Genomic DNA, 24,373 nt, shown 5'->3' with positions numbered 1-24,373 from the left:
CGAGACTCACGTTCACTTGTGACACAGCGCTACACCCCGCATAATTCCGGGGTTGCGCAGGCCCTGGACGACGTTCGTCAGGGACCTGCGCAACCCGGAAGGGCGTGGGGGAGTGGTGCTAGGCGGAGACCGCCAAGAGATCCTCGGCGTAGGCAACCAGGGTGCGGACGGTGCATCCGGTTCCCTGCTTGGGCGTGTAACCATACGGGGCGCCGTTGTTGAACGAGGGACCGGCGATGTCCACGTGTGCCCACGGGATCTGCTGGCCGTCGCCGTTCTTGCCCACGAACTCACGAAGGAAGACTGCTGCGGTCATCATGCCACCGTTGCGTTCACCGATGTTGGCGAGGTCTGCCACCTGCGAGTCCAGGCTCGGCCGGAGTTCCTCCGGCAGCGGCATCGGCCAGACCAGCTCGCCGGCCCTGTCGGCCGCGGATTTCAGCGCTGCCGTGACTGAATCCGATCCCATGACGCCGGCAGTACGCAGGCCCAGGGCGATCAGCTGTGCGCCGGTCAGTGTTGCCACGTCAATGATGGCGTCGGGCTTCTCCATGCTCGCAGCGACGATGCCATCGGCCATCACCAAACGCCCTTCAGCGTCCGTGTTCAGAACCTCAACAGTCTTGCCCCCGTAGATAGTGAAGACGTCCGCGGGCCGCGCTGCGGCGCCCGAGGGCATGTTCTCCGCGATGCAGAGCCAGGCGGTGGCCTTGAGCGGCAGGCCGAGTGAGGCGATGGCCAGGACGGTATTAAGCACGACGGCGGCGCCCGCCATGTCGCTCTTCATGTCACCCATGCCGAGGGCCGGCTTAATGGAGATGCCTCCGGTGTCGAACGTAATGCCTTTGCCGACGAGGGCGATCTTCTGCGTGGCTTTCGCGGGAGCGTATTCCACCTTGACGAGGCGGGGCTGGCGGGTAGAGCCCTTGCCGACGCCGAGGATGCCTCCGAAGCCTTCCTTTTCCAGACGCTTTTCATCCCAGACCGTGATCTTGACCGGAAGGCCCTTGGCGAGTTCCTTGGCGGACTCGGCGAACGACTCGGGGTACAGGTGGCTCGGGGGCTGGTTGACCAAGGTGCGGGTCGCGTTGACCGCGCGGGCGAGCACAATTGCCCGGTCCAGTGCGGGCTGGGCGGACTTGGCATCGACATCCGAGAAAATGAAGGCCTTGGCCACTGGGGCCTTCAGCCCATCCTTGCTGGATCGGTGCTCCGTGTAGGAGTAAGCGCCCAGGGCGGCTCCTTCGGCGACCGCGGCGACGTCGGTGAGGGTCGCCGTCGGGAAGGCCAAAGTGACTGAAGAGGCTCCGGCAAGCTGGCGAACAGCGGATCCTGCAGCACGCCGGAGCGCTTCTTCGCTGAGGCTGCCCGCATCGGACAGCTTTCCTACGCCTGCAAGGACAAGAATCCCCGAGCCTGTTTCCGGCAGGCCCGGAAGCCGGTGAACCTGGTCGGCGGCCCCGGTGATCCCCAGAAGCTGCAGGGAGCCCGCAACGGATTCGGCGGCTTTCGCACTCAACGGGTTGGACAGCAGTACCGGCCCGTCCGCGCCTTGGGCAACGCCAATCACAAGTGCGTCGCTGGGGGACTTTTTCAGGTCCTTGGCGATGATGCCCAGGATGATGTCAGTAGTCTTGACCACGAGGATGTGTCCTCACTTCTCTCTGCATTGCATGGCGGGCCCGCATGTTTGGCGGCCTGCCCCGGTACGCGCCCGACGTCTTTCTGCTACGGCGGCCTTGGTCTTCAGGTCCAGCGTCGCAAAAGGACGTCGGCCCGCTTCGATCGTAGTCTCTTGAACGCTGCGGACGGCAATTAAATGAGAGCTGCGGCACATCGGGGGCAGGAATGCCGTCATGGCGTGGAGCGTTGTATGGATTAATAGAGTCCCGCAGCCTAACAATGGTGCCCGGCGTGCCCATATCGCTGGGTGTCATGGGCCAGGTGCCATGTGGTTGGCGCCCGGGACTTCCCCTAACTTTGTCATTGCGAAAGGAACACGCCGTGTTTGAACGGATATCCGGCTCCCTCCTGGACCCCGAATCGCTGTACGCGCGAAACATTGAGACCTTCCACAGCCCCGAGCTTCGCGGCCTGAACATGGTCATGGGGTTCACGGGCTTTGCCGATGCCGGTCACGTGGTCCGGCAGATCAACGCGGAACTGTTGGACGAACTGGGTGCGGAGGTGGTGGCCATGTTCGATGCCGACCAACTCATCGACTACCGTTCGAGGCGGCCCCACATCAGCTTCGTGGAAGACCACCTGCAGGACTACCAAGCGCCAAAGCTCGGCCTTTACAAGCTGAATGACGGCCTTGGCCAGCCGTTCCTGCTGCTTGCCGGCTTCGAACCAGACCTGCAGTGGGAGCGCTTCTCGAGGGCCGTCGTCGGAATCGTTGAAGAGCTGGACGTCAACCTGGTGACCTGGATCCATTCCATCCCTATGCCCGTCCCGCACACGCGGCCCGTTGGAGTGACGGTTCATGGCAACATGCCTGAACTCATTGAGGGAATTTCAAGTTGGAAACCCACGGTAGATGTTCCTGCTGCCATTGGACACATCCTGGAACTCCGGCTCACCGAAGCGGAACGCAATGTGGCCGGCTACGTCATCCATGTCCCGCATTACCTGTCTGAAGCGGAGTACCCGCCGGCCGCCGTCGCCGGATTGGAATACCTGGGGGCGGCAACCTCCCTCATGCTGCCAACGGACAGGCTCCGGGAAGCGGGGCGTGAAGTGGGCCGCCAGATCGCGGAGCAGATCGAGGCTTCTGAAGAAGTCCAGGCAGTAGTCACAAATCTCGAGACGCGCTACGACGAGAAATCCGAGGGCATCGTCCGCCGCTCGCTGCTGGCAGATGAGAATGATGAGCTGCCTAACGCCGAGGATATTGGAGCTGCCGTAGAGGCCTATTTGGCGCGTAAAGACTCGCCTCAATAAATCAGCTTTGAGTTGCCGGCAGGCATAATTGTTGGGTGAATGCTCCCCGCGCCTGGCTCATCTGGACGATCGGCGTGTTCGCCTACCTGGTGGCGGTGGCGCAGAGAACCTCGTTTGGCGTCGCAGGGCTGGAAGCTACTGAGCGGTTCCATGCCAGCGCCGCTGCCATCTCCTTCTTCACGGTGCTTCAACTCCTGGTTTATGCAGGGCTGCAGATCCCCGTCGGTGTTCTGGTGGACAGGTTCGGTTCGCGGGCCATGGTGGCAGGTGGTGCCGTGCTCATGGGACTGGGGCAGTTGCAGTTGGCCTTTGCGGACAGTGTTCCCGGTGGCGTCCTGGGCCGCGTCCTGGTGGGAGCCGGCGATGCGATGACCTTCATTTCGGTGATCCGCCTGGTCCCGTTGTGGTTCGCTCCTGCCAAGGTCCCGCTGGTCACTCAACTGACTGGCATGTGCGGCCAGCTCGGCCAACTCTTCAGTGTGGTTCCGTTCGCGCTGCTTCTTCACTCGGCCGGATGGACGCCCGCGTTCCTCACCCTGGCAGCCATGTCCGTACTGGCAGTAGTCCTCGTGCTCGCAGTGCTTCGGGACGCACCACCCGGGCACCCGGCCCGGGACACCGGCCAGGGCCTCCGTGCCACCGGTATCTCGCTGTCCCGCGCGTGGAAACAGCCCGGCACCCGGCTGGGCCTCTGGAGCCACTTCACAGTGCAGTTCAGCGGGAACCTGTTTGCCATGACATGGGGATATCCCTTCCTGTTATCGGCGCAGGGACTCGATGCCGGGACCGTCTCCGGGCTCATGGCACTATTTGTTGCGACGGCGATCGTTGCCGGCCCTGGTTTTGGCCGGTTCGTCTCTAAACATCCCATGCGAAGATCCGCCATGGTCCTGCTGATTGCGTTGGCTACAGCCTTGGCTTGGGCCGCCGTGCTGGTTCTTCCTGAGCGCGCCCCGCTGTGGCTCCTGGCCGTCTTGGTGGTGGTACTGGCTGTGGGTGGGCCCGGCTCCATGATCGGATTCGACTTCGCCAGGACATTCAATCCTTCGCATCGAATAGGCACGGCAACCGGCATCGTCAACGTTGGCGGTTTTATAGCGGCGCTCGTCGCCATTTACCTCATCGGTCTGGTACTCGACCTCCTGTACGCCAGTGGCTTCTCCGGCGGTGATTTGTACGGGCTTGCGCCGTTCCGTATTGCCCTCAGTGTTCAGTTCGTTCTTCTTGGCCTTGGTACGGTGCTCATCCTGGTAACACGGCGGAAGGTGCGACGCCAGATGGCATCCCAGGGGATTCACGTGCAGCCGCTGCTGGCCGCCCTTGCCAGGCAGCGTCGGGAACGGATCGAGCGGCGACGTGCCGCACGAACCGTTTCTCCGGACGAGCACTAGGCGGTCCGCGCTGCTGCGGCAGCTTTTCCACATAGGCGTGATGGCTACTGTCTCCTCCGGCAGGACTTGAGCAGGGTGGAACCATGACTTCCAACAGAACGCTTAGCATCCACCAACCCGAAGACATTCTTGGCTACATTCCCCACATGCTGGGTTACTGGCCCGAGGACAGCCTTGTGGCCATCACCATGCAAGGGAAGGTCCTTGGCGCCACACTGCGGGTGGACCTGCCGAACCTTGATTCACCACGAGCCCGCTCGGGTTTCGCGGACCAGATCCGCAATTTCCTGATCGCCGATGAGGACGCTAACGGGGTGGTGCTTGCCGTCTACACCGACTCCGGATGGGAGGACGGCGATGTGGTCCGGCAGGCAATTCCACTGCTCGAAGCCCTCCAGCGGAGTCTGGACGAGGTTGATTTATCGGTCCGGGACGCGTGGCTGGTTGGCTCCGAGTACTGGCGCAGCGCCTACTGCACAGATCTTCAATGTTGCCCGGTGCCGGGATTGCCTGTTGATCGCATCAAGAACAGCAGGCTTAGTGCAGAACTCGTGTACCGGGGGAGCTCCATCGGGCCGTCGCCGAGGAGAGGGCCCGGACAGCCCCGGCTTTCAAGTCCGGGGACGTTGGACCCTCTGGTGCTGGCAGCAGAGACACGCTACGGAAAGCAGATTCTCGGTGGGTGGCGGAGCGAGCGGTGTCTGGACGCCGTCCTTGCCGTGTGGCACCACGTGCTTAGGAGATGTGAAGCGGATGACCCACTTCAGCCCGGGGTTGACGCGGAAATCCTGGGCTTCCTCAGAACCACCCTGAGAGTGCCTGCGTGGCGGGACGCTGTGGCTGTCATGGCGGCAGCAGGCATGGAGCCCGCAAAGTCGGGTGCTGCGGCGTTCGGACTTTTCATCGAAGACGACGCAGGCACGCCTTTCGACCCACAAGAACTCGGCGTACCGGCCCCGCCCGTTCCGGCTGCCAAAGTTCATCATGAGCCCGATACGTCCGGGGACGTCTTCACCTACGGAGATGTCCTACTGGGCATGCAACCGCACATGCCTTGTTGGAACACCCTTGACGCATTGCAACAGGTTCTTGCCGGGCTATGTATCGACGACGAATCCGGCGTAGTGCCTGCAGCGGCATTGACCCTTCAGGGCTGGATTTCCTGGTGCAAGGGGCGTGGATCCGTTGCGCACGCCTGCCTTAGCCGGGCGGAGGCTGCGCAACCGGGATACCGACTGGCCGAACTGCTCATGGACCTTCTGGGACAGGGGACCATCTGCACCTGGGCGCGGAGCTCCGAGACCGCATGGCGCGGGTTCAAGGACACGGTGGCCTAAGGGGCTTGAAAATTCCCTAGGCATGCGTTTCGCAAAACCGTGAGACAATGGACTCCGAGACCCGGTTGGGTCCGCGTTCGAATGCCTGAATTGGCCCCTTCATCGGGAACAAAACAGTGTCGTCGGGAGTTCTCTATAGAGACTCTGCAGGCGGCGATCGCATTTGAAATTGATCGCGGACTTGACAGGGTCATAGTGGTGTTGCCCGTATGGTGATTCCACAGACCGCCGCTAGAAAGGTTTTCTGTGACCCCGTCTTCCGTCGAGAAGGAACCCGCCGCCCAGGCCGAATTGTCCGCTGAGGAAAAGAAGGCGGCAACATCGGCAAAGCGCGCAGCGACACGTGCTGCCAACAAGGCCTCAGAGGGCGACTCTGACAAGCCGGCACCCAAGAAGCGTGGACCCAAGCCCGGCGCGAAGGCCGCCGCTGAGGCCGCGAACAAGTCCTCAGGATCCGACGCTGAGGATTCCAGCGGCGAGGATGAAGACTTTGATCCCGCAGCTGCCGAGGAAGTCGAAGTCGGAGAAGATGACGTCGAGGACGGCGCCACGGCTACCAAGGACAAGGCTGCTCCCTCAGGTACGGGATTCGTCTACTCCGATGCCGACGACGACGACGCTCCTGTCCAGCAGGTCATGTCGGCCGGTGCTACTGCCGACCCCGTCAAGGATTACCTGAAGCAGATCGGCAAGGTCGCACTGCTGAACGCAGAGCAGGAAGTTGACCTCGCCCTTCGGATCGAGGCCGGCCTCTTTGCCGAGGAAAAGATCAACGCTGACGACGGATCCATGGATCCCAAGCTCAAGCGTGAGCTTGAATTCGTCATTCACGATGGCAAGCGTGCCAAGAACCACCTGCTCGAAGCCAACCTTCGCCTGGTCGTTTCCTTGGCCAAGCGCTACACCGGCCGCGGCATGCTCTTCCTGGACCTGATCCAGGAAGGCAACCTGGGCCTTATCCGTGCAGTTGAGAAGTTCGACTACACCAAGGGCTTCAAGTTCTCCACCTACGCAACCTGGTGGATCCGTCAGGCGATTACCCGCGCCATGGCAGACCAGGCCCGCACCATCCGCATTCCGGTGCACATGGTGGAAGTCATCAACAAGCTGGCCCGCGTACAGCGCCAAATGCTTCAGGACCTCGGCCGCGAACCGACGCCTGAAGAGCTGGCACTCGAGCTGGACATGACGCCTGAGAAGGTTGTCGAGGTCCAGAAGTACGGCCGCGAGCCGATTTCGCTCCACACCCCGCTGGGTGAGGACGGTGACTCGGAGTTCGGTGACCTGATTGAGGACTCCGAGGCTGTGGTCCCTGCCGACGCCGTGAGCTTCACGCTCCTGCAGGAGCAGCTGCACTCGGTTTTGGACACCCTGTCCGAGCGCGAAGCCGGAGTTGTGGCAATGCGTTTCGGCCTGACCGACGGCCAGCCGAAGACTTTAGACGAAATCGGCAAGGTCTACGGCGTCACACGCGAGCGTATCCGCCAGATCGAATCCAAGACCATGTCCAAGCTGCGGCACCCGTCCCGCTCGCAGGTCCTGCGGGACTACCTGGACTAATAACATCCCAGAACCGGTGTTGAGAGCGGCCCAGTCGGAATTCCGGCTGGGCCGCCTTTTCTTGTTGGCCACAACAAGCTGGACGCAACAAGCTCAACGCAACAAGCTCAACGCAACAAGTTCAACGCAACAAGGCCCCTCCCGTGTGGGAGGAGCCTTGTCATGTAATCAAAAAGGGTTTCCGGATAACCGGACTGCCTAGTCGACGGGGACGGGAGCCTTCTCGTTGAGGCGCTCGGTCTCATCGTGCCAGCCGGAAGTCATTGGCCGAAGCGTAGCTTCAACTGCACGTGCGTGGTGGCCGCAGAAGAGCAGCTCACCACCGGAGGACTCGAGTACAACGCGGACGTACGCCTGGGCTCCGCAACGGTCACAGCGGTCAGCTGCGTTCAGCGTGCGGTCTGCAACTGCTGTTGTCATGTCGGCCTCCTTAGTAGTTCTGTACATCCATATAACCAGCGTTCGAGGCAGATCCATGGCAAGGATGGGTCACTTTCGCTGTCCGCGTATCACATGTGCGTAACGTAACCAGGCAGGCAGCGCCCGCGCTGGAGTGGCAAACGGCGCCTGATGACTTCCCCGGCTACGCTTGTACGGGCAGTGTTTGCCTTGAATTACCAGTCAACACACGGCTGGGAAGCACCCGGAGATATACCCCGAAGGAGCACACCGCGAGTGGCACCGAGTTCTGAATACAACGCCCGGCATCTGTCTGTCCTTGAGGGCCTGGAAGCCGTTCGCAAGCGCCCGGGCATGTACATCGGCTCCACTGACTCTCGCGGCCTCATGCACTGCCTATGGGAAATCATCGACAACGCCGTGGATGAGGCTCTTGCAGGCTTTGGACATGACATTAAAGTCATCCTGCATGCCGACAACTCCGTGGAAATCCACGACGACGGCCGCGGTATCCCTGTGGACGTAGAGCCCAAGACAGGCCTCTCCGGCGTCGAAGTCGTGTTCACCAAACTGCACGCGGGCGGCAAGTTCGGCGGCGGTTCCTACACAGCCTCGGGCGGTTTGCATGGCGTCGGAGCTTCGGTGGTGAACGCTTTGTCCAGCCGCCTTGATGTCCAGGTGGACCGGGGCAGCAAGACCTACCAGATGTCGTTCCGCCGCGGCGAGCCGGGACGCTTCGTGGATTCCGGTGCAAAACCAAGCCCCAATGCACCCTTCGAGCCGTTCGTTGAGAACTCGGTGCTGGATGTTGTGGGCAAGGCAAAGCGTGGCGTCACGGGAACTCGCGTGCGTTATTGGGCAGACCGTCAAATTTTCACCCCTGACGCCAAGTTCTCCTACGACGACCTGGCAGCACGGGCCCGCCAAACATCGTTCCTTGTGCCCGGCCTGAAAATCACCGTGCGCGACGAGCGCAAGCTGGCCGGAACACCTGGAGAGGCCGGTGTCCATGAGGAAGTGTTCCATCACGATGGCGGCATCTCCGAGTTTGTCGAGTTCCTCGCTGCCGATTCCGGAGTGACGGATGTCTGGCGCCTTCACGGTTCTGGAAAATTCAAGGAAACCGTTCCGGTCCTCGATGAGAACGGGCACAGCAAGATCGCGGAAGTTGAACGTGACTGCGAGGTGGACATCGCCCTGCGTTGGGGCATCGGTTACGAGACCACTATGCGCAGCTTCGTCAACATCATCGCAACGCCCAAGGGCGGAACGCACCAGTCCGGTTTTGAGGCCGCCCTGCTGAAGACCTTCCGCAAGGCCGTGGAGACGAACGCGCGCAAGCTCAAGGCCGGCAACGACAAGATTGAGAAAGACGACATTCTCGCCGGGCTGACTGCCGTTCTGACTGTCCGGCTTGCGGAGCCGCAGTTCGAGGGACAGACCAAGGAGATCCTTGGTACCTCGGCGGTACGGGCAATCGTGGCCAAAGTGGTTGAGAAGGAAATAACTACAAGGCTGAACTCGGCCAACCGCAACGACAAAGCCCAGTCGGCGCTCCTCCTGGAGAAGATGGTCGCCGAGATGAAGTCGCGCATCTCTGCCCGCGTGCACAAGGAAACCCAGCGCCGCAAGAACGCCCTGGAAACTTCGTCAATGCCCACCAAGCTTGCAGACTGCCGTACTGATGACATCGCGCGCTCTGAACTGTTCATCGTGGAGGGTGACTCGGCGCTCGGTACTGCCAAACTTGCCCGCTCATCCGACTTTCAGGCACTGCTGCCCATCCGCGGCAAGATCCTGAACGTCCAGAAAGCATCCGTAGGCGACATGTTGTCCAACGCTGAGTGCGCGGCGTTGATCCAGGTTGTGGGCGCCGGCTCGGGTCGAAGCTTCGATATTGACGCTGCCCGTTACGGCAAGGTCATCCTCATGACTGACGCCGACGTTGACGGTGCGCACATCCGAACACTGCTGCTCACCCTGTTCTTCCGATACATGCGTCCCATGGTCGAGGCCGGCCGCGTGTTTGCCGCTGTCCCGCCCCTGCACCGCGTGGAAGTGATCAACCCCGGCCAGAAGGCCAATGAGATGATCTACACCTACTCAGAGGCTGAGCTTCACGTGCTTCTCTCCAACCTTGCCAAGGAAGGCAAACGCTACAAGGAACCTATCCAGCGGTATAAGGGTTTGGGCGAAATGGACGCTCAGCAACTGGCCGAGACCACTATGGATCCACGACACCGGACCCTCCGGAAGGTGGGCATCGATAGCGCCCAACGTGCCGAGGAAGTCTTCGATCTTTTGATGGGCTCGGACGTGGCGCCGCGTAAGGAGTTCATTATTGCGGGCGCGGCCACCCTGGACCGGGAGCGCATCGACGCCTAGCTCGGCTTTGACGGAACCGGGGCACCATCAGCGGTTTGTGGCGTGGGGGCGCCCGGGGCGGCGAACGTAGCCGCTCCCACCACCAAGGCCAAGGCGCCCAAACCCCAGGGCAGCCCGGCCGCTACGGCAACGCCTCCCACCAGCAGCGGCCCACCGGCGTCGCCAAGTTCACGGCCCAGCTCGGCTGAGCCCATGGTTCTACCGAGGCGTTCGGCCGGTGTTGCATCGGCCAGGTGGGCGAATGCAAGAGGTGTGGACACGCCGATTCCCGTACCGATGAGCACGGCCGCGACGTAGATCCCCGCTGCTCCCGGCAACAAGCCGGCTATCAGGGTGCCAATGGAGATGGCGAGCAGGCCGGCCACCATGCCGGGCCTGTCGGCGATTCTTCCTTGGTCCCGCAGCTGGCCGACGCGGGGCTGTATCAGCGCGGAAGCTACGGCGAGCACTGTGACTACGGCAACGCTGCCGGCCGTGCCAAGCCCTTCCCGTGCTGCCAGCGCAGGGAGGAAGCCGACGGCGGCACCCAGTGCTCCCGTGGCAGCGGCCAACACCAGGGTTGGTCCAAGAAACGACCGTTGGGTGCTTTGTCGCCAAACATCGACGATGGTGTACCGGGGGCGGGGAAGCGGCTGCAGGCGGGGCACTGAAGCAAGGGCCCACACAGCCACTGCCAGGCCCAGGGCCGCCAGGATCCCGAACAGCAGGCTGAATCCGCCGGTGATGATGGCCAGGGCTCCGAGCAGCGGTCCGATAGCGTAGCCGAGTCCTTTCCAGGAGCCATAGCGGCCAAAGTAGTGCCCGGTCTTGCCGCCTGCCAGCCGGGCAACGCTAGCGGACGAAGCCGGGGAGAAGGCTGAAGCTGCCATCCCTTGGCCAAGTCGCGCGGCGGCGAGCATGGCGGGCTGATCCGCCCATAATCCAATCAGGGAGGCCGCGGAGAAAGCCACCAGCCCACCCACGATGACCGGCTTGGGTCCGATGCGATCGCTGAGGGCGCCGAAAACGGGTTTGAGGAACACTTCCGCGATGTCGTACAAAGCCAGCAGAACGCCCAGGGCAAGCAAACTCAAACCGATGTCCGCGCTTTCTGCCCCGAGGCCCGCTGCGACAGCATGGGCGCCAAAGGCGGTGGTAAATCCCGCGGCGTAGAGGGGCCAACGCTGGCTGGCTGCAACGGATGGTGTAAGAGTGTTCGTGGCTTTCACGGTACGAATGTAACAGCTGCTACATTCATAAGTGTGATTGATGAACAGTGGTTGTTGATTTTGGTGCAGGTTCCTGCGCAGCCATCCCGGCACAGGGTGGCGGTGTGGCGCGAACTGCGCCGGATCGGGGCTGTTCCTTTGTCGCCGGGTACTTGGGTTCTGCCTGCCCATCCGGCCTTCGATGAAGGCCTCGCGCGAGCTTCGGCGCTGGTGGCAAAGGGCGATGGTTCCTGGACGTTGGTGGACGCTGCGCCCCGGGACGCAGGCGCGGACACGTTCCGTAGCGCATTCGAAGCTGCCCGGCTGGAAGAGTGGAACGAGTTCACGGCCGATTGCGGCAAATTTGAGCAGGAGATAGCCAAAGAGATCTCGAGGGAGAAGTTCACTTTCGCCGAACTGGAGGAAGAAGAACAAAGCCTGGAGCGTTTGAGACGCTGGTACAGGGAGTTGAAGTCGCGCGATGTGCTTCATTTGCCGCAGGCGACTGTCGCCTCAGAGCACCTGGCTCGCTGTGCCGAGGCCTTGGAAGGCTACGCGTCCTTGGTGTACGAGGCGACGCTGCCCCAGTAGCCGGTCAAGCCAGGCAATCCGTCAGCCCAGTAGTCCCGGAACGATCAACAGTGCAGTGGGCACCGCAAGCAGCAAGGCCGAGGCGGCCAGGACCAGTGCCCGCGCAGCCCTGGTGAGTGGAGGCTTGGGTGAGAGCAGGCGGCTGACGCGTGACGCCGTCGTGCGTGGGGAGTCGGCACCGCCGGTGGCGCTGACTGCATTGCCCTCGACGACGGCGCCCCCTGCGCTGAGTGCCTGGCCGCCGGCCAGTGCGTGACGCCCGCTGACGGACTGCCCGTCCAGGGCGGGCTGTGTGGTGCCGCTGGCAACAATGGCGATGGCCTTGATCAGGGTGCCCTTGCTTTCGGTGCGGAGGGCGACGTCGTCGGCCAGCATTTCGATCAGGGAGTTCACCGCGGTCTGGGCCAGCCGGGTGGTGGGGAACCATGGCAGGGCCTGACGCCAGGCAGCAAAGGCCCAAAGGAGGAGATCGTGGCGCTGGGACAGGTGCGCGTTCTCGTGAATCAGCACAGCCCGGAGTTCAGCTGGTTCCAGTGCTGCCATCAGGCCGTCGGAGAGTACCGTTACGGATCGGGCGCCGCCAGGGAGGCAGTAGGCGACGGGGGAGTCGTGGTTGATCACCACGGTGCCGGGGCCGTCGTCCGACGGTGACGCCAGAAGGGCCAGCAGCTCGCGGTGGCGTCGCCGCTGGCGTTCAATCTTGTAATAGGTCAGCAGCAGGGTGAAGACCAGGTGGGCGGTCAACAGTGCCGCTGCGGAGAGCGCAAAAAGGTGCCAAAAGCCCAGCGCCGTGGTGGGTTCGTTGTTGAAGACCATCCCGGCCAGGCTCTTGAGTCCCGCAATGAGGTTGTCCCCGATGGGCTCGAGTCCGTAAACGAGCATGGCCCCGATCATGGACAAGCCACCAGCGAGGGCGATCGCTTGCCACAGCACCATGGCGGTGAAGGGGGATCGTGCCGGCCACTGTGCGCGCGACAGGAGTACGGGTACTGGCCACGCCAGAATGATTGCCAGGACCGCAAGCAGGTATGAGGTCCAGAACATAGTGGCTAATTGTAGCCGAGCAGTTTGCGCAGGGTAGCGGCTTCACTTTCGGTGACGGAACCAATGAAGCGTGCCAGGACGGCCTCGCGGTCCGGAGCCGAGCCCAGGACTTCGTGCATGAGTTCGGCGGTGTGATCGGCGCGGCTGGAGACGGCTTGGTAGCGGTGTGGCCGCGTTCCGCGTTCGCGCTCCACCAGGCCCTTCTTTTCCAGGCGTGAGAGCACAGTGAGGACCGTGGTTACGGCCAGATCCTTGCCTTGATGACCCGCGGTGCCGTCACCGGCCTCGGAATCCTGCGCCAGGAGATCGCGCAGTGTGTTGGCGGTTGCAGCCTCCTGGCCTGCCCAGAGCAGATCCATCACTGCCCGTTCCAGTTCCCCAAGACTTGCCATTTATACGTCCCTACCTTCCGCTTCCCGGTGCAGGGTGGCTGCTGCCGGGAGCGATGATCCAACATTCCACAATAAATCTACCGCTTTTCAGAGCTTCATTCTACGTGAGGTAGAACTATCGGCGCGCCGCGCCCCTGAGCGATCCCTTGCGCGTGGGTTACGCCACTTGAAGAATGGGTTTCGTCTCCCTCTATTTGTTCTACACTGTGTAGAAGAGAAGTTTTCTACGTGACGTAGAAGTAAGGTCATCGTACTTCGGTCCACCGCACAAAGGACAGCCATGGACGCCTTGGAAATCGCACGCTGGCAGTTTGGTATCACTACCGTCTACCACTTCATGATGGTGCCGCTCACCATTGGCCTCGGCCTGGTAGTGGCCATCATCCAGACCATTTGGTACCGCACCGGCAAGCCCCAGTACCTGCGGATGACCAAGTTCTGGGGAAAGCTCTTCCTCATCAACTTCATCATGGGCGTAGCCACAGGCATCGTCCAGGAATTCCAGTTCGGCATGGCGTGGAGTGAGTACAGCCGTTTCGTCGGGGATGTTTTTGGTGCGCCCCTGGCCCTCGAAGCACTGTTGGCCTTCTTCGTTGAATCCACCTTCCTGGGACTGTGGATCTTTGGCTGGAAGCAACTCAAGCGCGGCGTCCACCTGGCGTGCTTGTGGATCGCCGTGATTGGTTCAGTCTTCTCCGCATACTTCATCATCGTGGCCAACTCCTGGATGCAGCACCCTGTAGGCGTTGAGATCGTGGATGGCCGGCCCGTGATGACCGATGCCTGGGCTGTGTTCACCAACAACACGGCGCTGGTTGCGGTGCCCCACACACTGTTCGGTGCACTGGCTGTCGCGGGCGCCTTCCTGTTGGGTATCGCCTGGTACCACCTCTGGCGCCGCCGCCACGATGGCATTGATGTGGTGGGCAAGGACGGCAAGCTGGTTCCCGGCGAGGCCGCAATCCCGGGCCGTGACAAAGCCGACTACACCGTATGGATGACATCCTTGCGAATTGGTGCAGTGGTGGCCATGATCTCCTTCGCAGGAACGGCCATCACAGGTGACCTCCAGGGCAAACTGATGTTCGAGCAGCAGCCCATGAAGATGGCCGCAGCGGAAGCTGCCTGCCATGACGGCACGGGCTTCTCGGTCCTGAGCGTCGGCAACCTCGGTGCCACCAACTGCGACGACATCGTGGCTGTCATCGAAGTACCCGGCATCCTCTCCTTCCTGGCCAAGGGCGACTTCACCACCGAGGTCAAGGGCGTGAACAGCCTGCTGGGTGAGTACAAGGAGAAGTACGGCACCCACCTGCCGGACAACCCCCTGTACGGTGAGCGCGCCGGACAGGAAATTCAATACGTGCCTGTCATGGAAGTGACCTACTGGGGCTTCCGCATGATGATCGGCTTCGGTGGCCTCGCCGCATTCGCCGCACTGTTGGCCCTCTGGGTCACCCGCAAGGGCGTGGTTCCCGAGTCAAAATGGCTCATGCGTCTTGCCGTCCTGGGGATCCTCGCACCGTTCGGCGCCAACGCCGCAGGCTGGATCTTCACCGAAATGGGCAGGCAGCCGTTCGTGGTGGCCCCCAACCCTGACATGAACGGAATCGACCAGGTCTTCATGTTCACCGCTGCCGCGGTATCTCCGGGGGTCAGCGCAGGAGAGCTCATGACCTCGCTGGTAGTCCTCACCGCCATCTATGCCGTGCTGCTGGTGGTGGAGGTGAAGCTCTTGGTCAAGTACATCCGCGGTGGCGTGGCCTCGGCGATGCCCGAACTGGGTCACGCGCAGGACTCCGACGACCAACGTGACAAGAACGACGACGGCACCGGACCGGACAAGTCCGGCGACGACGTCCTGGCATTCGCCTACTAAGGCCAAGGGGTACTGACAATGGAACTGTTGCCAACCATCTGGTTCGTAGCCATCGCCGTGTTGTGGACCGGTTATCTCTTCCTGGAGGGTTTCGACCTCGGCGTCGGCATGCTCATGAAGCTGTTTGCCCGCCACAACACCGACCGCCGCGTGCTGCTGAACACCATAGGCCCGGTATGGGACGGCAATGAGGTGTGGCTGCTCACCGCAGCCGGTGCCACCTTCGCAGCCTTCCCTCTCTGGTACGCCTCGCTGTTCTCCAGCCTCTACCTCCCGCTACTGGCAGTCCTGGCCGCCTTGATCTTCCGGGCAGTCGCTTTCGAATACAGGGGCAAGGTGGACTCCGAGCAGTGGCGCAACCGCTGGGACTGGGCGATCGCGATCGGGTCCTTCGTGGCCGCGTTCGGCATCGGCGCAGCCTTGGCGCTCACCACCACGGGCCTGCCCTTGAATGCCAATGGGGACCGCGTCGGTGGCCCAATGTCCTGGTTCAGCGGCTACGCACTCCTTGGCGGTTTCGGTGTGGTGGCGTTTGCCCTGGTACACGCACTGGCGTTCCTTGCCCTTAAGACCGACGGCGACGTGCGGCATCGCGCCCGCCGCTGGTTCATTCGACTGGTGCCGTTCGCGGTGTTGCCGATGTTCGGCTGGATGGTGGCCGTCCAGTTCCTGAGCGGTAAGCCCTGGACCTGGGCCCTGGTGGCAGCAGCTATCGTCGCAGTGGTCCTGGCGTGGCGGCTGGCCCGAGCCGGGTCTGAAGGACGCGCCTTCAGTGCCCTCGGCGCGTTCATTGTGTGCGCCACTGCCTCGATCTTCGGAGCTGCCTTCCCGGTGGTCATCCCCTCCACGATCGATCCCGCCTTCAACTTGACCATCTCCAATGCATCGTCCTCGGACTACACGCTGGGCCTCATGAGCATCGTTGCAGCCGTTGGCCTGCCACTCGTGATTGCCTACCAGTCATGGACGTACTGGGTGTTCCGTCGGCGCGTAAGCGCGGCCCACATCCCCGAAGCCCACGGGTTCCTGCCAGCCATCGCCGCCAAGGTGATGATCCCCAAGGACAGCTCGCCGGCCACACCACGCAAGTCGGGAGAATAGCCGCCCCATGAAACCCGTGTTCCCTACCGGCCCCGCCACACGATCGGCGCTCTACGCCCTTGGCCTGATGTCCACCCTCAAAGCACTGTCCCTGGTGCTCATGGCGCAGGCTGTGGCGGGGATGCTGGCCGGACTAACGTCCGGGGCAGGGAACTCCGGCCCGGCGGACTGGAACAACGGGCTGATCTGGGGCGCGGTGGGAGCGGTCCTCAGGTCGCTGACGGTGTGGGGCCAAGGCATTGCCTCCAGGCGGGCTGCGCTGGGCGTCAAAGAGGAACTGCGGGCACGGCTGTTGAGGCGCTCGCTGTCCGACGGCGTCTCGTCGCCCGTAGCGGGAATGAACGACGGCGGCCTGGCGATCCTCGCCACGCGGGGCCTGGACGCACTGGACGACTACTACACCCAATACCTGCCTGCGATCGTGAACTGCGCTACGGTCCCGCTCCTGATCGGAGCCCGGATCCTCTTCGCCGACTGGGTAAGTGCTGTGGTGATCGTCCTGACGGTTCCACTGGTGCCGCTGTTCATGGTCCTCATCGGCAGGCACACCGAAGACACCGTCCGGGAGGCGCATAGCACGCTCCGGAAACTGTCCGGCCACATCCTTGAACTCGCCAAAGGCCTTCCCGTCCTGGTGGGCCTGGGACGTGCCACCGAACAGCGCGCAGCCTTGGAAGATATCTCCGAGCAATACCGGACCCGGACCATGGGCACGCTCCGCACGGCGTTCCTTTCCGCGCTGGCCCTGGAACTCATAGCGACGATCTCCGTGGCCGTAGTGGCTGTGTTCATCGGCGTACGGCTGGTGCATGGCGACATGGCCCTTGAAGCCGGTCTCCTGGCACTGATCCTGGCCCCGGATTGCTACCTTGCGCTACGGGAACTCGGCACCGCCCACCACGCAAGCGATGACGGCAGGGCAGCCCTCGAAACCACCAACGCCGTACTGGATGCCCCCGCACACGAGCGCCTGCAGGATCATGGGCCTTCCAACACTGAGCAGGCCTGCAGAGAACAGGCCTGCACAGAACCGTCCGGCACTGCACAGGCCGGGGTAGTTGTGAGTGGATTGTCCGTGGCGTACCACGGAAGGTCAGCAGCCGCCGTCGGGCCCCTCAGCTTCACTGCCGCGCCCGGGCGCGTTACGGCCCTCGACGGCGACAGCGGCTCCGGGAAGAGCACAGTCCTGGGTGTCCTCGCCGGGCTCATCGGGCAAGGACCGGGAGCCTCGGTCACAGGGACCATCACCGGTGCGGACCCGGGGACAGTGGCGTGGGTTCCGCAACACCCTGTCATGGCCACCGAAACTGTGCAGAAAGAGATTGAACTCTATCTTGACGGGTACAAGGGGAACGCCTCCGAGGCCGTCACCCGTGTCCTTCGGAAGGCGTCTGCAGAGCACCTCGCTGCCAGGAACCCAGCGGAACTAAGCCCCGGAGAGCTGCGGCGGATCGCCCTCGCCCGTGGACTGGCCCGCGTCGAAGCAGGCGCTACGGTCCTGTTGCTCGACGAGCCCACCGCCCATCTGGACCAATACTCCGCCAGCGTGGTCCGTCGCGCCATAGAGTCGCTTCGTGGCAACGTCACCGTGATCCTGGTGGCCCACGACGCCGCCACCCGGGCGCTCGCCGACCACCTGGTACCCGTAGGGCAGCAGCACCAGCACCGCCAGGGGACCTCGGTGCCCATAGTGGCCGGGGCGAGCAGTCCGCGCGGTACCCGTGGCGGGGTTGTTACAGTCCCAGCGAAGGAAGCCAGTCCCCAACGCGGCCTCCCGCCCGCTCCCACGACCAGCAGCCTGCATGGTCTCCTGCGGGCTCTGCGACCCGTACGTTGGAAGTTCCTTGCCGCAGGTGTCGTGGCCGTCCTGGCCGCCCTCTTCGCAGTGGCACTGTCAGGTCTGTCCGGGTGGCTGATCATCCGCGCCAGCGAACAACCGCCCATTCTCTACCTGCTCGGCGCGATCGTCGGAGTCAGGTTCTTCGGTATAGGAAGGGCCGTTCTGCGTTATTGCGAGCGGCTCTTGACCCATGATGCTGTCTTCGCTGCGATGACCCGGCTCCGCGGTGCTCTGTGGGCATCGCTGAGCCGCAGGGCGTTGTCCCTCCGGCGCCTCCTCCGAGGCGGCAACGTGTTGGGCTCCATCGTGGACGACGTGGACACCCTCCGCGATCTTCTGCCCAGGGTTGTCCTCCCTCCCGTAACTGCCCTTGGAGTCGGGGCGGCGGCGATCCTCGCTACAGCCATCGTTTTGCCGGCGGCCCTGCCGGCGGTGGTGGCAGCCGCCGTCGTCGGCCTGGTCCTTGCCCCGACCCTTGCGGTCCTGGCTGACAGGAACGCCGCCAAGGCTGAACAGCAGATGCGTTCAGTGGTGCTTCGGGGAGTGGCCGCAGCCCTCGATGCCCGTGCGGAACTGAGCGCCAACGGGGTGGGGGAGCCTGTCCTCGGTGCACTGCGCGACAAAGACCGCACCGCCACCCTCTCTGCACAACGGTCGGCATGGGCTGAAGGGCTCGGCCAGGCAGTGATTGTCCTGGCTTGCTCGATGGCCGCCTTGTGGGCGGGCGTCCTGAGTGCACCCGCCGTACTGAACGGCACTGTCGCACCGGAACTGGCAGCTGTCATTGTCCTCATGCAACTAGCCCTGGTTGAACCCTTTGGTGGCATCGTGTCCGCTGTGCGCCAAGCCCCGGCGCTCGCAGCCGTGCTCGGCCGCGTGGCAGCATCCGGCGCTTTGGACACCCCCACCCCAGGGAGCCAAGCGGAAGAGCACGACGGCGGCACGCGTCGCCTGCCTGATCGGCCCGGCCGGGCGGGACTGGAGATGCGGGGTGCGTCAGCGTCCTGGCCGGGTGGCCCGAACGTCTTTTCCGGTGTGATTGCTGTTGCCGAGCCCGGCCGCTGGCTTGCCGTGACCGGCCCCTCCGGCGCAGGGAAGTCCACGTTCCTCTCGGTACTTCTCGGATTCCTGCCCCTGACAGAAGGAACTGTGAAGCTCTCCGGCAAAGCTGCGTGGTGCCCCCAGGAGGCACACCTGTTCGACTCCACTATCCGCGGCAACCTCCTGCTGAGCCGCCCGGCTGCAGCGAAGCCCAGCGAGTCCGAGATGCGCAAGGCGCTGGCCGACGTCGGGCTTGATTCAGTCGTGGCGGCACTGCCGGAAGGGCTCGATGCCCGTATCGGCCCCGGCGGTTCTTTCCTGAGCGGCGGCGAACGTCAGCGGCTTGCCATGGCCAGGACGCTCCTGACCGGAGCCACCGTCTTGTTGCTTGACGAACCTACGGCCCACTTGGATGCGGGCTCGGCGCGGGAAATGATGGCCATTCTGCGCAATGGACTCAAGGACGTCACCGTTGTCCTGGTTACGCATAATCCGGATGATATTGATCCGGCAGATGGGCGGCTGGAATTGCCTGCAACCCAGGGTGCCGGGAAGCGAAGCCCGGGCGCGGCGGAACTGGTGGGAAGGCCTACTCCTCAGTAGCCTGTTGGCATGCCTTTCGAAGCCGTACGCCAAGTCATGCCCAACTCCGTTGCAACCGGCCTGAGCTGGCGACCAGCCACCATGGAAGACCTCGGGAACTGGGCGGGCCTGATTGCCCGGACGGCCGCCGTCGAACATCCCGTCTGGTACGAAAAGCGCGGCGACCTGGTCCACATCCTGGAGTCGACCAAGAACCCGGCGGAAACGAGCACGCTGCTGGGCGTCGACTCCGACGGTGTGGCGCGTGCCTACGGTCGAATCGCCAAGAATCCCGAGGGCGACAAAGCCACCGGAATGGCGTGCGTTGACCCGGAATGGCAACAGCGGGGCATCGGCTCTGCAGTGCTGTTGTGGCAGGAAGGACAAGTACGCTCCCGGTTCGAGTCCGATCAAGCTGCCGGACACACCACAGCACCGCCACGTCTCCGCATCCAGACGGAGGAACAGCACGAGCACCAGGCAACACTCCTGATGGGTCACGGCTACGGCGCCGTGCGTTGGTTCAACGAAATGCACCGGCCCCTGTCCCAGCAACTGCCCGAAGCGCCCCTGAGTGCAGGACTCGAGCTCAGGACGCTGGATCCATCGCTCTTCGAACCCGTGCGCCAAGCCCATAACGATGCGTTCAGGGACCACTGGGGGAGCGAGCCACGGGATGAAGAATCGTGGCGCTTCACTATTGAGGAACCGACGGCCCGGCACGATCTCAGTGCTGTGGTTATTGATTCCGGCACGGGGGAGGTGGCCGGATACCAGCTAACCAGCTTTGATCCCGACTCTGCCGCCGAGCGCGGTTTCAAGGAAGGCTACACAGAGCTCCTTGGTGTGCGGCGGGCCTATCGCGGTCGGGGCATAGCCCAAGCACTGCTCGCCGATGCCATGCAGCGCTACGCCTCAGCGGGAATGGACGTGGCCTCACTGGACGTGGACTCGGCCAACCCCACGGGGGCGTTGGAACTCTACTTGGGCATGGGTTATGCGCCAGTGAACCGCAGTATGACGTGGGAGAAGATGCTCTAGTTTTTAGCCGTCCACATCATGAAGGTGATGAACAACGTCGTGGAGGAAGTACTGGGAGAACGTCAGCACGGTGAATGAGGATCCGTTGCTGCGCGTTCCGGTGCGTTGCCAATCATCCTCGGTGACGCGGGCGAAGGACTCGGCAATCTCGTTGCCCTCTGCCTCCAGTTCGTCGGCCACCGTGCGCGGATCAGCGGAACCGTACTCACCGTCGATCGCGGCCTGGTCCTGGTCCCAATTGGCAAACCGGGCGTCATCCTCGGAGAGCATCAGGTTCAGGCGCTGATCGAAGAGGCTGAAGACGTCCCGGACGTGGCAGGCGTACTCCAGGTTGGACCATGTGTGGTCGTTGGGACGTGTTGCTACATCCTCCCGGCGCAGCACGGCCCGCCACCGGGGAAGCATGTTCAGGACGGTGCCGGGCACCGTGGAAGGGGTCACCGTTGCGGGGTCGAAACCGCACTCGGGGCAGGGCTGTGAGAGCACCCAGGTCCAGTCTTTTTCATCGGGGATGATCGGCATGCGGCCAGTCTAAGCTGAACCTGCGCGGGCCCCTCTACAGCCCACGAAATATGGTGTCGTTTTCCAATTACTTACGGACCCTGCCAAGAGTAAAGTTCGTTCCGGGGGGAGAGCCGGAAAGAGAAAACAATGCTCAAGGATCAGCAGGTTGGTGCCGTCCTACCGGCACAGGACATAGCCCGGGCACGCGCGTACTACAGCGAAAAACTCGGACTGGAACCCGAAAATCCGGACGACGACGACAACCTCCAGTACAGGTGCGGCGACGGAACCGGATTCTTTGTCTATCAAACGTCCAATGCAGGGACTGCCAAGAATACCCAGATGGGCTGGACGGTCAGCGATGTCCGGGCCACAGTGCAGGAGCTGCGCGGCAAGGGAGTCACTTTCGAAGACTACGACTTCCCGGGCCTGAAGACTGAAGACGGCATCGCTACGATGCCTGATGGGAGCGCCGCAGCATGGTTCCTCGACAGTGAGGGAAACATACTGAGCATCAACCAAACCGGCTAGCCCGTGCCGTGGCTTGACAGCCACGGCAGCACAAAGGCCGGAGGTCTGTAACCCCCGGCCTTTGCCGTGCAGTTCGGGTACCCCGTGATTATTCCGCGTTATTCCGCGGCGTCAGCCCATGCCATGCTCGGACCGATGGCTTCCACGGGCTGGGACAACGGAACGCCGGATCCATCCCTGCGGCCATGTTCGTGGGGAAGTGCCCTTGCGACGCCCGCCGTCGAGGAAGCCTTCGCCGGACCATGACCTGCCCAAGCCAGGAGCAGTGTGTCCTCGCCCTTGAGGAAACGGTGGACCCGCACCCCGCCGGTGGCCCGGCCCTTCACGGGATACTCCTCGAAAGCGGTCACCTTCGCAGTTCCCGGTGCCGTCCCCGGCAAGGCGCCGTTCGTTCCGGCAATGGTCACCACGACGGCGGCAGGGTCGTCCGCGCGAACGGTACCGAAGTGGATCACTTCGTCGCCGGCCGCAAGCTTGATGCCGGCCATGCCACCGGCCGTACGTCCTTGGGGGCGGACATTGGAGGCACTGAATCGAAGCAATTGGGCCTGCCGTGTCACGAAGACAAGGTCGACGTTGTCCTCCTGCGCCGGTTCCACCGCGAGCACCGAGTCCTTGTCCTTCAGGGCGATGATCTCCCAGTCTTCACGGTTCAGCGGGTAGTCCGGTTGAACACGCTTGACCACGCCCTGGACCGTACCGATGGCGAGGACGGAGTCCAGGGGGACGAAGGCAACCAAGGTTTCACCCTTGAGCAAAGTGATGAAGTCCTTGGCGGGGACGCCGCCGGCCAAGTTGGGGAGACCGGAGACCGGAGGCAGCACGGGCATGTCCATCACTTGGAGCCGCAGCATGCGGCCTTGGGATGTGACCGCACCGATTTCTCCCCTGGCGGTGGTCTTGACCACTGAGCGGAAGACATCGTGCTTGGTCCGGGGGCCCGATTCGGCCAGCGGTTCCTGGTTGGACGTCCGGGCGATCTGTCCGGAGACACTCAGCAGGGCCCAGCAGGGGTCGTCCGGAATTTCCAAGGGTAGCGCTGCGGCTTTGCCCTTCGGCCCGGGTACTGACGCTGCCAAGGCCGCAGCCACCGTGGGGGAGACGGCTTCTGATTCCAAGAGGACCGTGCGGCGGGAGGTGCCGTACTTTTCGGCGACCACTGCCAACTCACCGGAGACAAGATCGCGGAGCAGTTCATCCGAAGCCAGGATGGCCTCCAGGGCCTCGATCTCGCGGCGGAGTTCGTCCTGTTCCTTCTCCAGCTCAAGGCGGGAGTACTTGGTCAACTGCCTCAGGCGCAGTTCCAGGATGTAGTTGGCCTGGATTTCTGTGAGGTCGTAGATGGACATGAGGCGTTCACGCGCGGCCGAAGCCTCGTCCGAAGAACGGATGATCTGGATGACTTCGTCGATGTCCACAATCGCGATCAACAAGCCCTCCACCAAGTGGAGGCGGTCCTTCTTCTTGCCCAGGCGGAAGGACGTGCGGCGGCGCACCACGTTGAGGCGGTGTTCAACGTACACCTGCAGCAGCTGCAGGAGGCCCAGCGTCTGCGGCTGGCCGTCCACCAGGGTGACGTTGTTGATGCCGAAGGAATCTTCCATGGGCGAGTAGCGGTACAGCTGCTGGAGGACGGCGTTGGGATTGAAGCCGTTCTTCAACTCGATGACCAGGCGGAGGCCGTGATTGCGGTCCGTGAGGTCAACGACGTCGCTGATGCCGGTCAGCTTCTTGGAGTTGACGGCATCCTTGATCTTCTCGATGACCTTTTCCGGGCCCACCATGTAGGGGAGCTCAGTGACCACCAGGCCGGTGCGGCGGGCGGACAGCTGTTCCACTTCAACCTTGGCGCGGGTCTTGAAGGATCCACGCCCCGTGGCGTAAGCGTCACGGATTCCGTCCAATCCCACGATGCGGCCACCTGTGGGGAGGTCGGGCCCCGGGATGAACCGCATGATCTCGTCCAACGTGGCACCGGGGTTGGCGATCAGGTGACGAGCAGCGGCGATGACCTCCACCAGGTTGTGCGGAGGCATATTCGTGGCCATACCAACAGCGATGCCCGTGGTGCCGTTGACCAGCAGGTTGGGGAAAGCGGCGGGGAGCACATCCGGCTGCGTCAGCTGGTTGTCGTAGTTGGGGACAAAGTCCACCACGTCTTCGTCCAGGTGGTCCGTCATGGTCAACGCGGCGGCCGCCAAGCGTGCCTCTGTGTAACGCGGTGCTGCCGGGCCGTCGTCGAGCGATCCGAAGTTGCCGTGACCATCGATGAGGGGCAGGCGCAGGGAAAAATCCTGCGCCATGCGCACCATGGCGTCGTATATGGCGGTGTCGCCGTGCGGGTGGAGCCTACCCATGACTTCGCCCACCACGCGGGCGCTCTTGACGTGTCCTCGATCCGGGCGGAGGCCCATGTCGGACATCATGTACAGGATGCGCCGTTGAACGGGCTTCAGTCCGTCGCGGGCGTCCGGGAGGGCACGCGAGTAAATCACCGAGTAGGCGTACTCCAGGAAGGAGCCTTCCATCTCGGACGTAACGTCGATGTCGACGATGTTCTCGGTGAAATCGCCGAGGGGCTCGGCTGTGCGTGCGGATTTTTGGCTGCGGGCCATGGGGTCGGTG

General features: G+C 63.1%; 18 protein-coding genes. 11 read left to right on the top strand and 7 right to left on the bottom strand.

What is annotated here, in order from left to right; genetic code table 11:
• Positions 1–118: 118 nt before the first annotated feature.
• The gene (locus ACZ881_RS20640) at positions 119–1,642 is read right to left on the bottom strand and encodes a leucyl aminopeptidase (RefSeq protein ID WP_091466695.1); all 1,524 of its coding nucleotides are present in this window, start codon (positions 1,640–1,642) and stop codon (positions 119–121) included.
• A gap of 362 nt (positions 1,643–2,004) precedes the next feature.
• Between ACZ881_RS20640 and ACZ881_RS20635 the strand changes: the two genes are divergently transcribed.
• The 4 genes from ACZ881_RS20635 (at position 2,005) to ACZ881_RS20620 (ending at position 7,231) form a co-directional block, all read left to right on the top strand.
• Positions 2,005–2,943, top strand: a complete 939-nt coding sequence (locus tag ACZ881_RS20635; protein ID WP_091466697.1) for a proteasome assembly chaperone family protein — start codon at positions 2,005–2,007, stop codon at positions 2,941–2,943.
• 35 nt (positions 2,944–2,978) lie between these two features.
• The gene (locus ACZ881_RS20630; RefSeq protein ID WP_476117806.1) at positions 2,979–4,334 is read left to right on the top strand and encodes an MFS transporter; all 1,356 of its coding nucleotides are present in this window, start codon (positions 2,979–2,981) and stop codon (positions 4,332–4,334) included.
• Positions 4,335–4,417: 83 nt separating this feature from the next.
• A complete protein-coding gene (locus ACZ881_RS20625) occupies positions 4,418–5,671 on the top strand; it encodes a DUF4192 domain-containing protein (protein ID WP_476117805.1) in 1,254 nt (417 codons plus the stop codon).
• Between the two features lie 246 nt (positions 5,672–5,917).
• Complete coding sequence (locus ACZ881_RS20620) at positions 5,918–7,231, top strand: RNA polymerase sigma factor (RefSeq protein ID WP_091466703.1); 1,314 nt, start codon at positions 5,918–5,920, stop codon at positions 7,229–7,231.
• Between the two features lie 198 nt (positions 7,232–7,429).
• On the opposite strand, the gene ACZ881_RS20615 is transcribed toward ACZ881_RS20620, so the two are convergent.
• On the bottom strand, positions 7,430–7,651 hold the full coding sequence (locus ACZ881_RS20615; protein ID WP_054809363.1) for a DUF7455 domain-containing protein: 222 nt from the start codon (positions 7,649–7,651) through the stop codon (positions 7,430–7,432).
• Between the two features lie 255 nt (positions 7,652–7,906).
• Between ACZ881_RS20615 and ACZ881_RS20610 the strand changes: the two genes are divergently transcribed.
• Positions 7,907–10,015, top strand: a complete 2,109-nt coding sequence (locus tag ACZ881_RS20610; RefSeq protein WP_476117804.1) for a DNA gyrase/topoisomerase IV subunit B — start codon at positions 7,907–7,909, stop codon at positions 10,013–10,015.
• On the opposite strand, the gene ACZ881_RS20605 is transcribed toward ACZ881_RS20610, so the two are convergent.
• Positions 10,012–11,223: an MFS transporter gene (locus ACZ881_RS20605; protein ID WP_476117803.1), complete on the bottom strand. Its 1,212-nt coding sequence runs from the start codon at positions 11,221–11,223 to the stop codon at positions 10,012–10,014. The genes ACZ881_RS20610 and ACZ881_RS20605 overlap by 4 nt on opposite strands.
• Before the next feature lie 33 nt (positions 11,224–11,256).
• Between ACZ881_RS20605 and ACZ881_RS20600 the strand changes: the two genes are divergently transcribed.
• Positions 11,257–11,793, top strand: coding sequence for a Chromate resistance protein ChrB (locus tag ACZ881_RS20600; RefSeq protein ID WP_476117802.1), 537 nt, complete (start codon positions 11,257–11,259; stop codon positions 11,791–11,793).
• 21 nt (positions 11,794–11,814) lie between these two features.
• Here ACZ881_RS20600 and ACZ881_RS20595 read toward each other — a convergent pair whose 3' ends face one another.
• Positions 11,815–12,837, bottom strand: coding sequence for a M56 family metallopeptidase (locus tag ACZ881_RS20595; RefSeq protein WP_476117801.1), 1,023 nt, complete (start codon positions 12,835–12,837; stop codon positions 11,815–11,817).
• Between the two features lie 5 nt (positions 12,838–12,842).
• Positions 12,843–13,229, bottom strand: coding sequence for a BlaI/MecI/CopY family transcriptional regulator (locus ACZ881_RS20590; protein ID WP_011774471.1), 387 nt, complete (start codon positions 13,227–13,229; stop codon positions 12,843–12,845).
• A gap of 280 nt (positions 13,230–13,509) precedes the next feature.
• On the opposite strand from ACZ881_RS20590, the gene ACZ881_RS20585 reads away from it, so the two are divergent.
• Genes ACZ881_RS20585 through ACZ881_RS20570 form a run of 4 tightly spaced genes read left to right on the top strand, consistent with a single transcriptional unit; the run spans position 13,510 to position 20,713 of the window.
• Entirely contained in the window at positions 13,510–15,108 is a 1,599-nt protein-coding gene (locus ACZ881_RS20585; protein ID WP_476117800.1) for a cytochrome ubiquinol oxidase subunit I, read from the top strand.
• A gap of 18 nt (positions 15,109–15,126) precedes the next feature.
• Positions 15,127–16,209, top strand: a complete 1,083-nt coding sequence (cydB, locus tag ACZ881_RS20580; protein ID WP_476117799.1) for a cytochrome d ubiquinol oxidase subunit II — start codon at positions 15,127–15,129, stop codon at positions 16,207–16,209.
• 7 nt (positions 16,210–16,216) lie between these two features.
• Complete coding sequence (gene cydD / locus ACZ881_RS20575) at positions 16,217–19,693, top strand: thiol reductant ABC exporter subunit CydD (protein ID WP_476117798.1); 3,477 nt, start codon at positions 16,217–16,219, stop codon at positions 19,691–19,693.
• 9 nt (positions 19,694–19,702) lie between these two features.
• On the top strand, positions 19,703–20,713 hold the full coding sequence (locus tag ACZ881_RS20570; RefSeq protein ID WP_476117797.1) for a GNAT family N-acetyltransferase: 1,011 nt from the start codon (positions 19,703–19,705) through the stop codon (positions 20,711–20,713).
• 3 nt (positions 20,714–20,716) lie between these two features.
• On the opposite strand, the gene ACZ881_RS20565 is transcribed toward ACZ881_RS20570, so the two are convergent.
• Positions 20,717–21,235, bottom strand: a complete 519-nt coding sequence (locus tag ACZ881_RS20565) for a DinB family protein (protein WP_476117796.1) — start codon at positions 21,233–21,235, stop codon at positions 20,717–20,719.
• 129 nt (positions 21,236–21,364) lie between these two features.
• On the opposite strand from ACZ881_RS20565, the gene ACZ881_RS20560 reads away from it, so the two are divergent.
• Entirely contained in the window at positions 21,365–21,748 is a 384-nt protein-coding gene (locus tag ACZ881_RS20560) for a VOC family protein (RefSeq protein ID WP_476117795.1), read from the top strand.
• A 98-nt stretch (positions 21,749–21,846) separates the two neighbouring features.
• Here the strand turns inward: ACZ881_RS20560 and ACZ881_RS20555 are convergent, their stop codons facing one another.
• Positions 21,847–24,363, bottom strand: a complete 2,517-nt coding sequence (locus ACZ881_RS20555; protein WP_476117794.1) for a DNA gyrase/topoisomerase IV subunit A — start codon at positions 24,361–24,363, stop codon at positions 21,847–21,849.
• Positions 24,364–24,373 lie beyond the last annotated feature (10 nt).

It is taken from the genome of Paenarthrobacter sp. TE3676, from assembly GCF_056279165.1.
The sequence above is the reverse complement of the archived record's forward strand: the minus strand, read 5'-3'. Positions and strand labels throughout refer to the sequence as shown.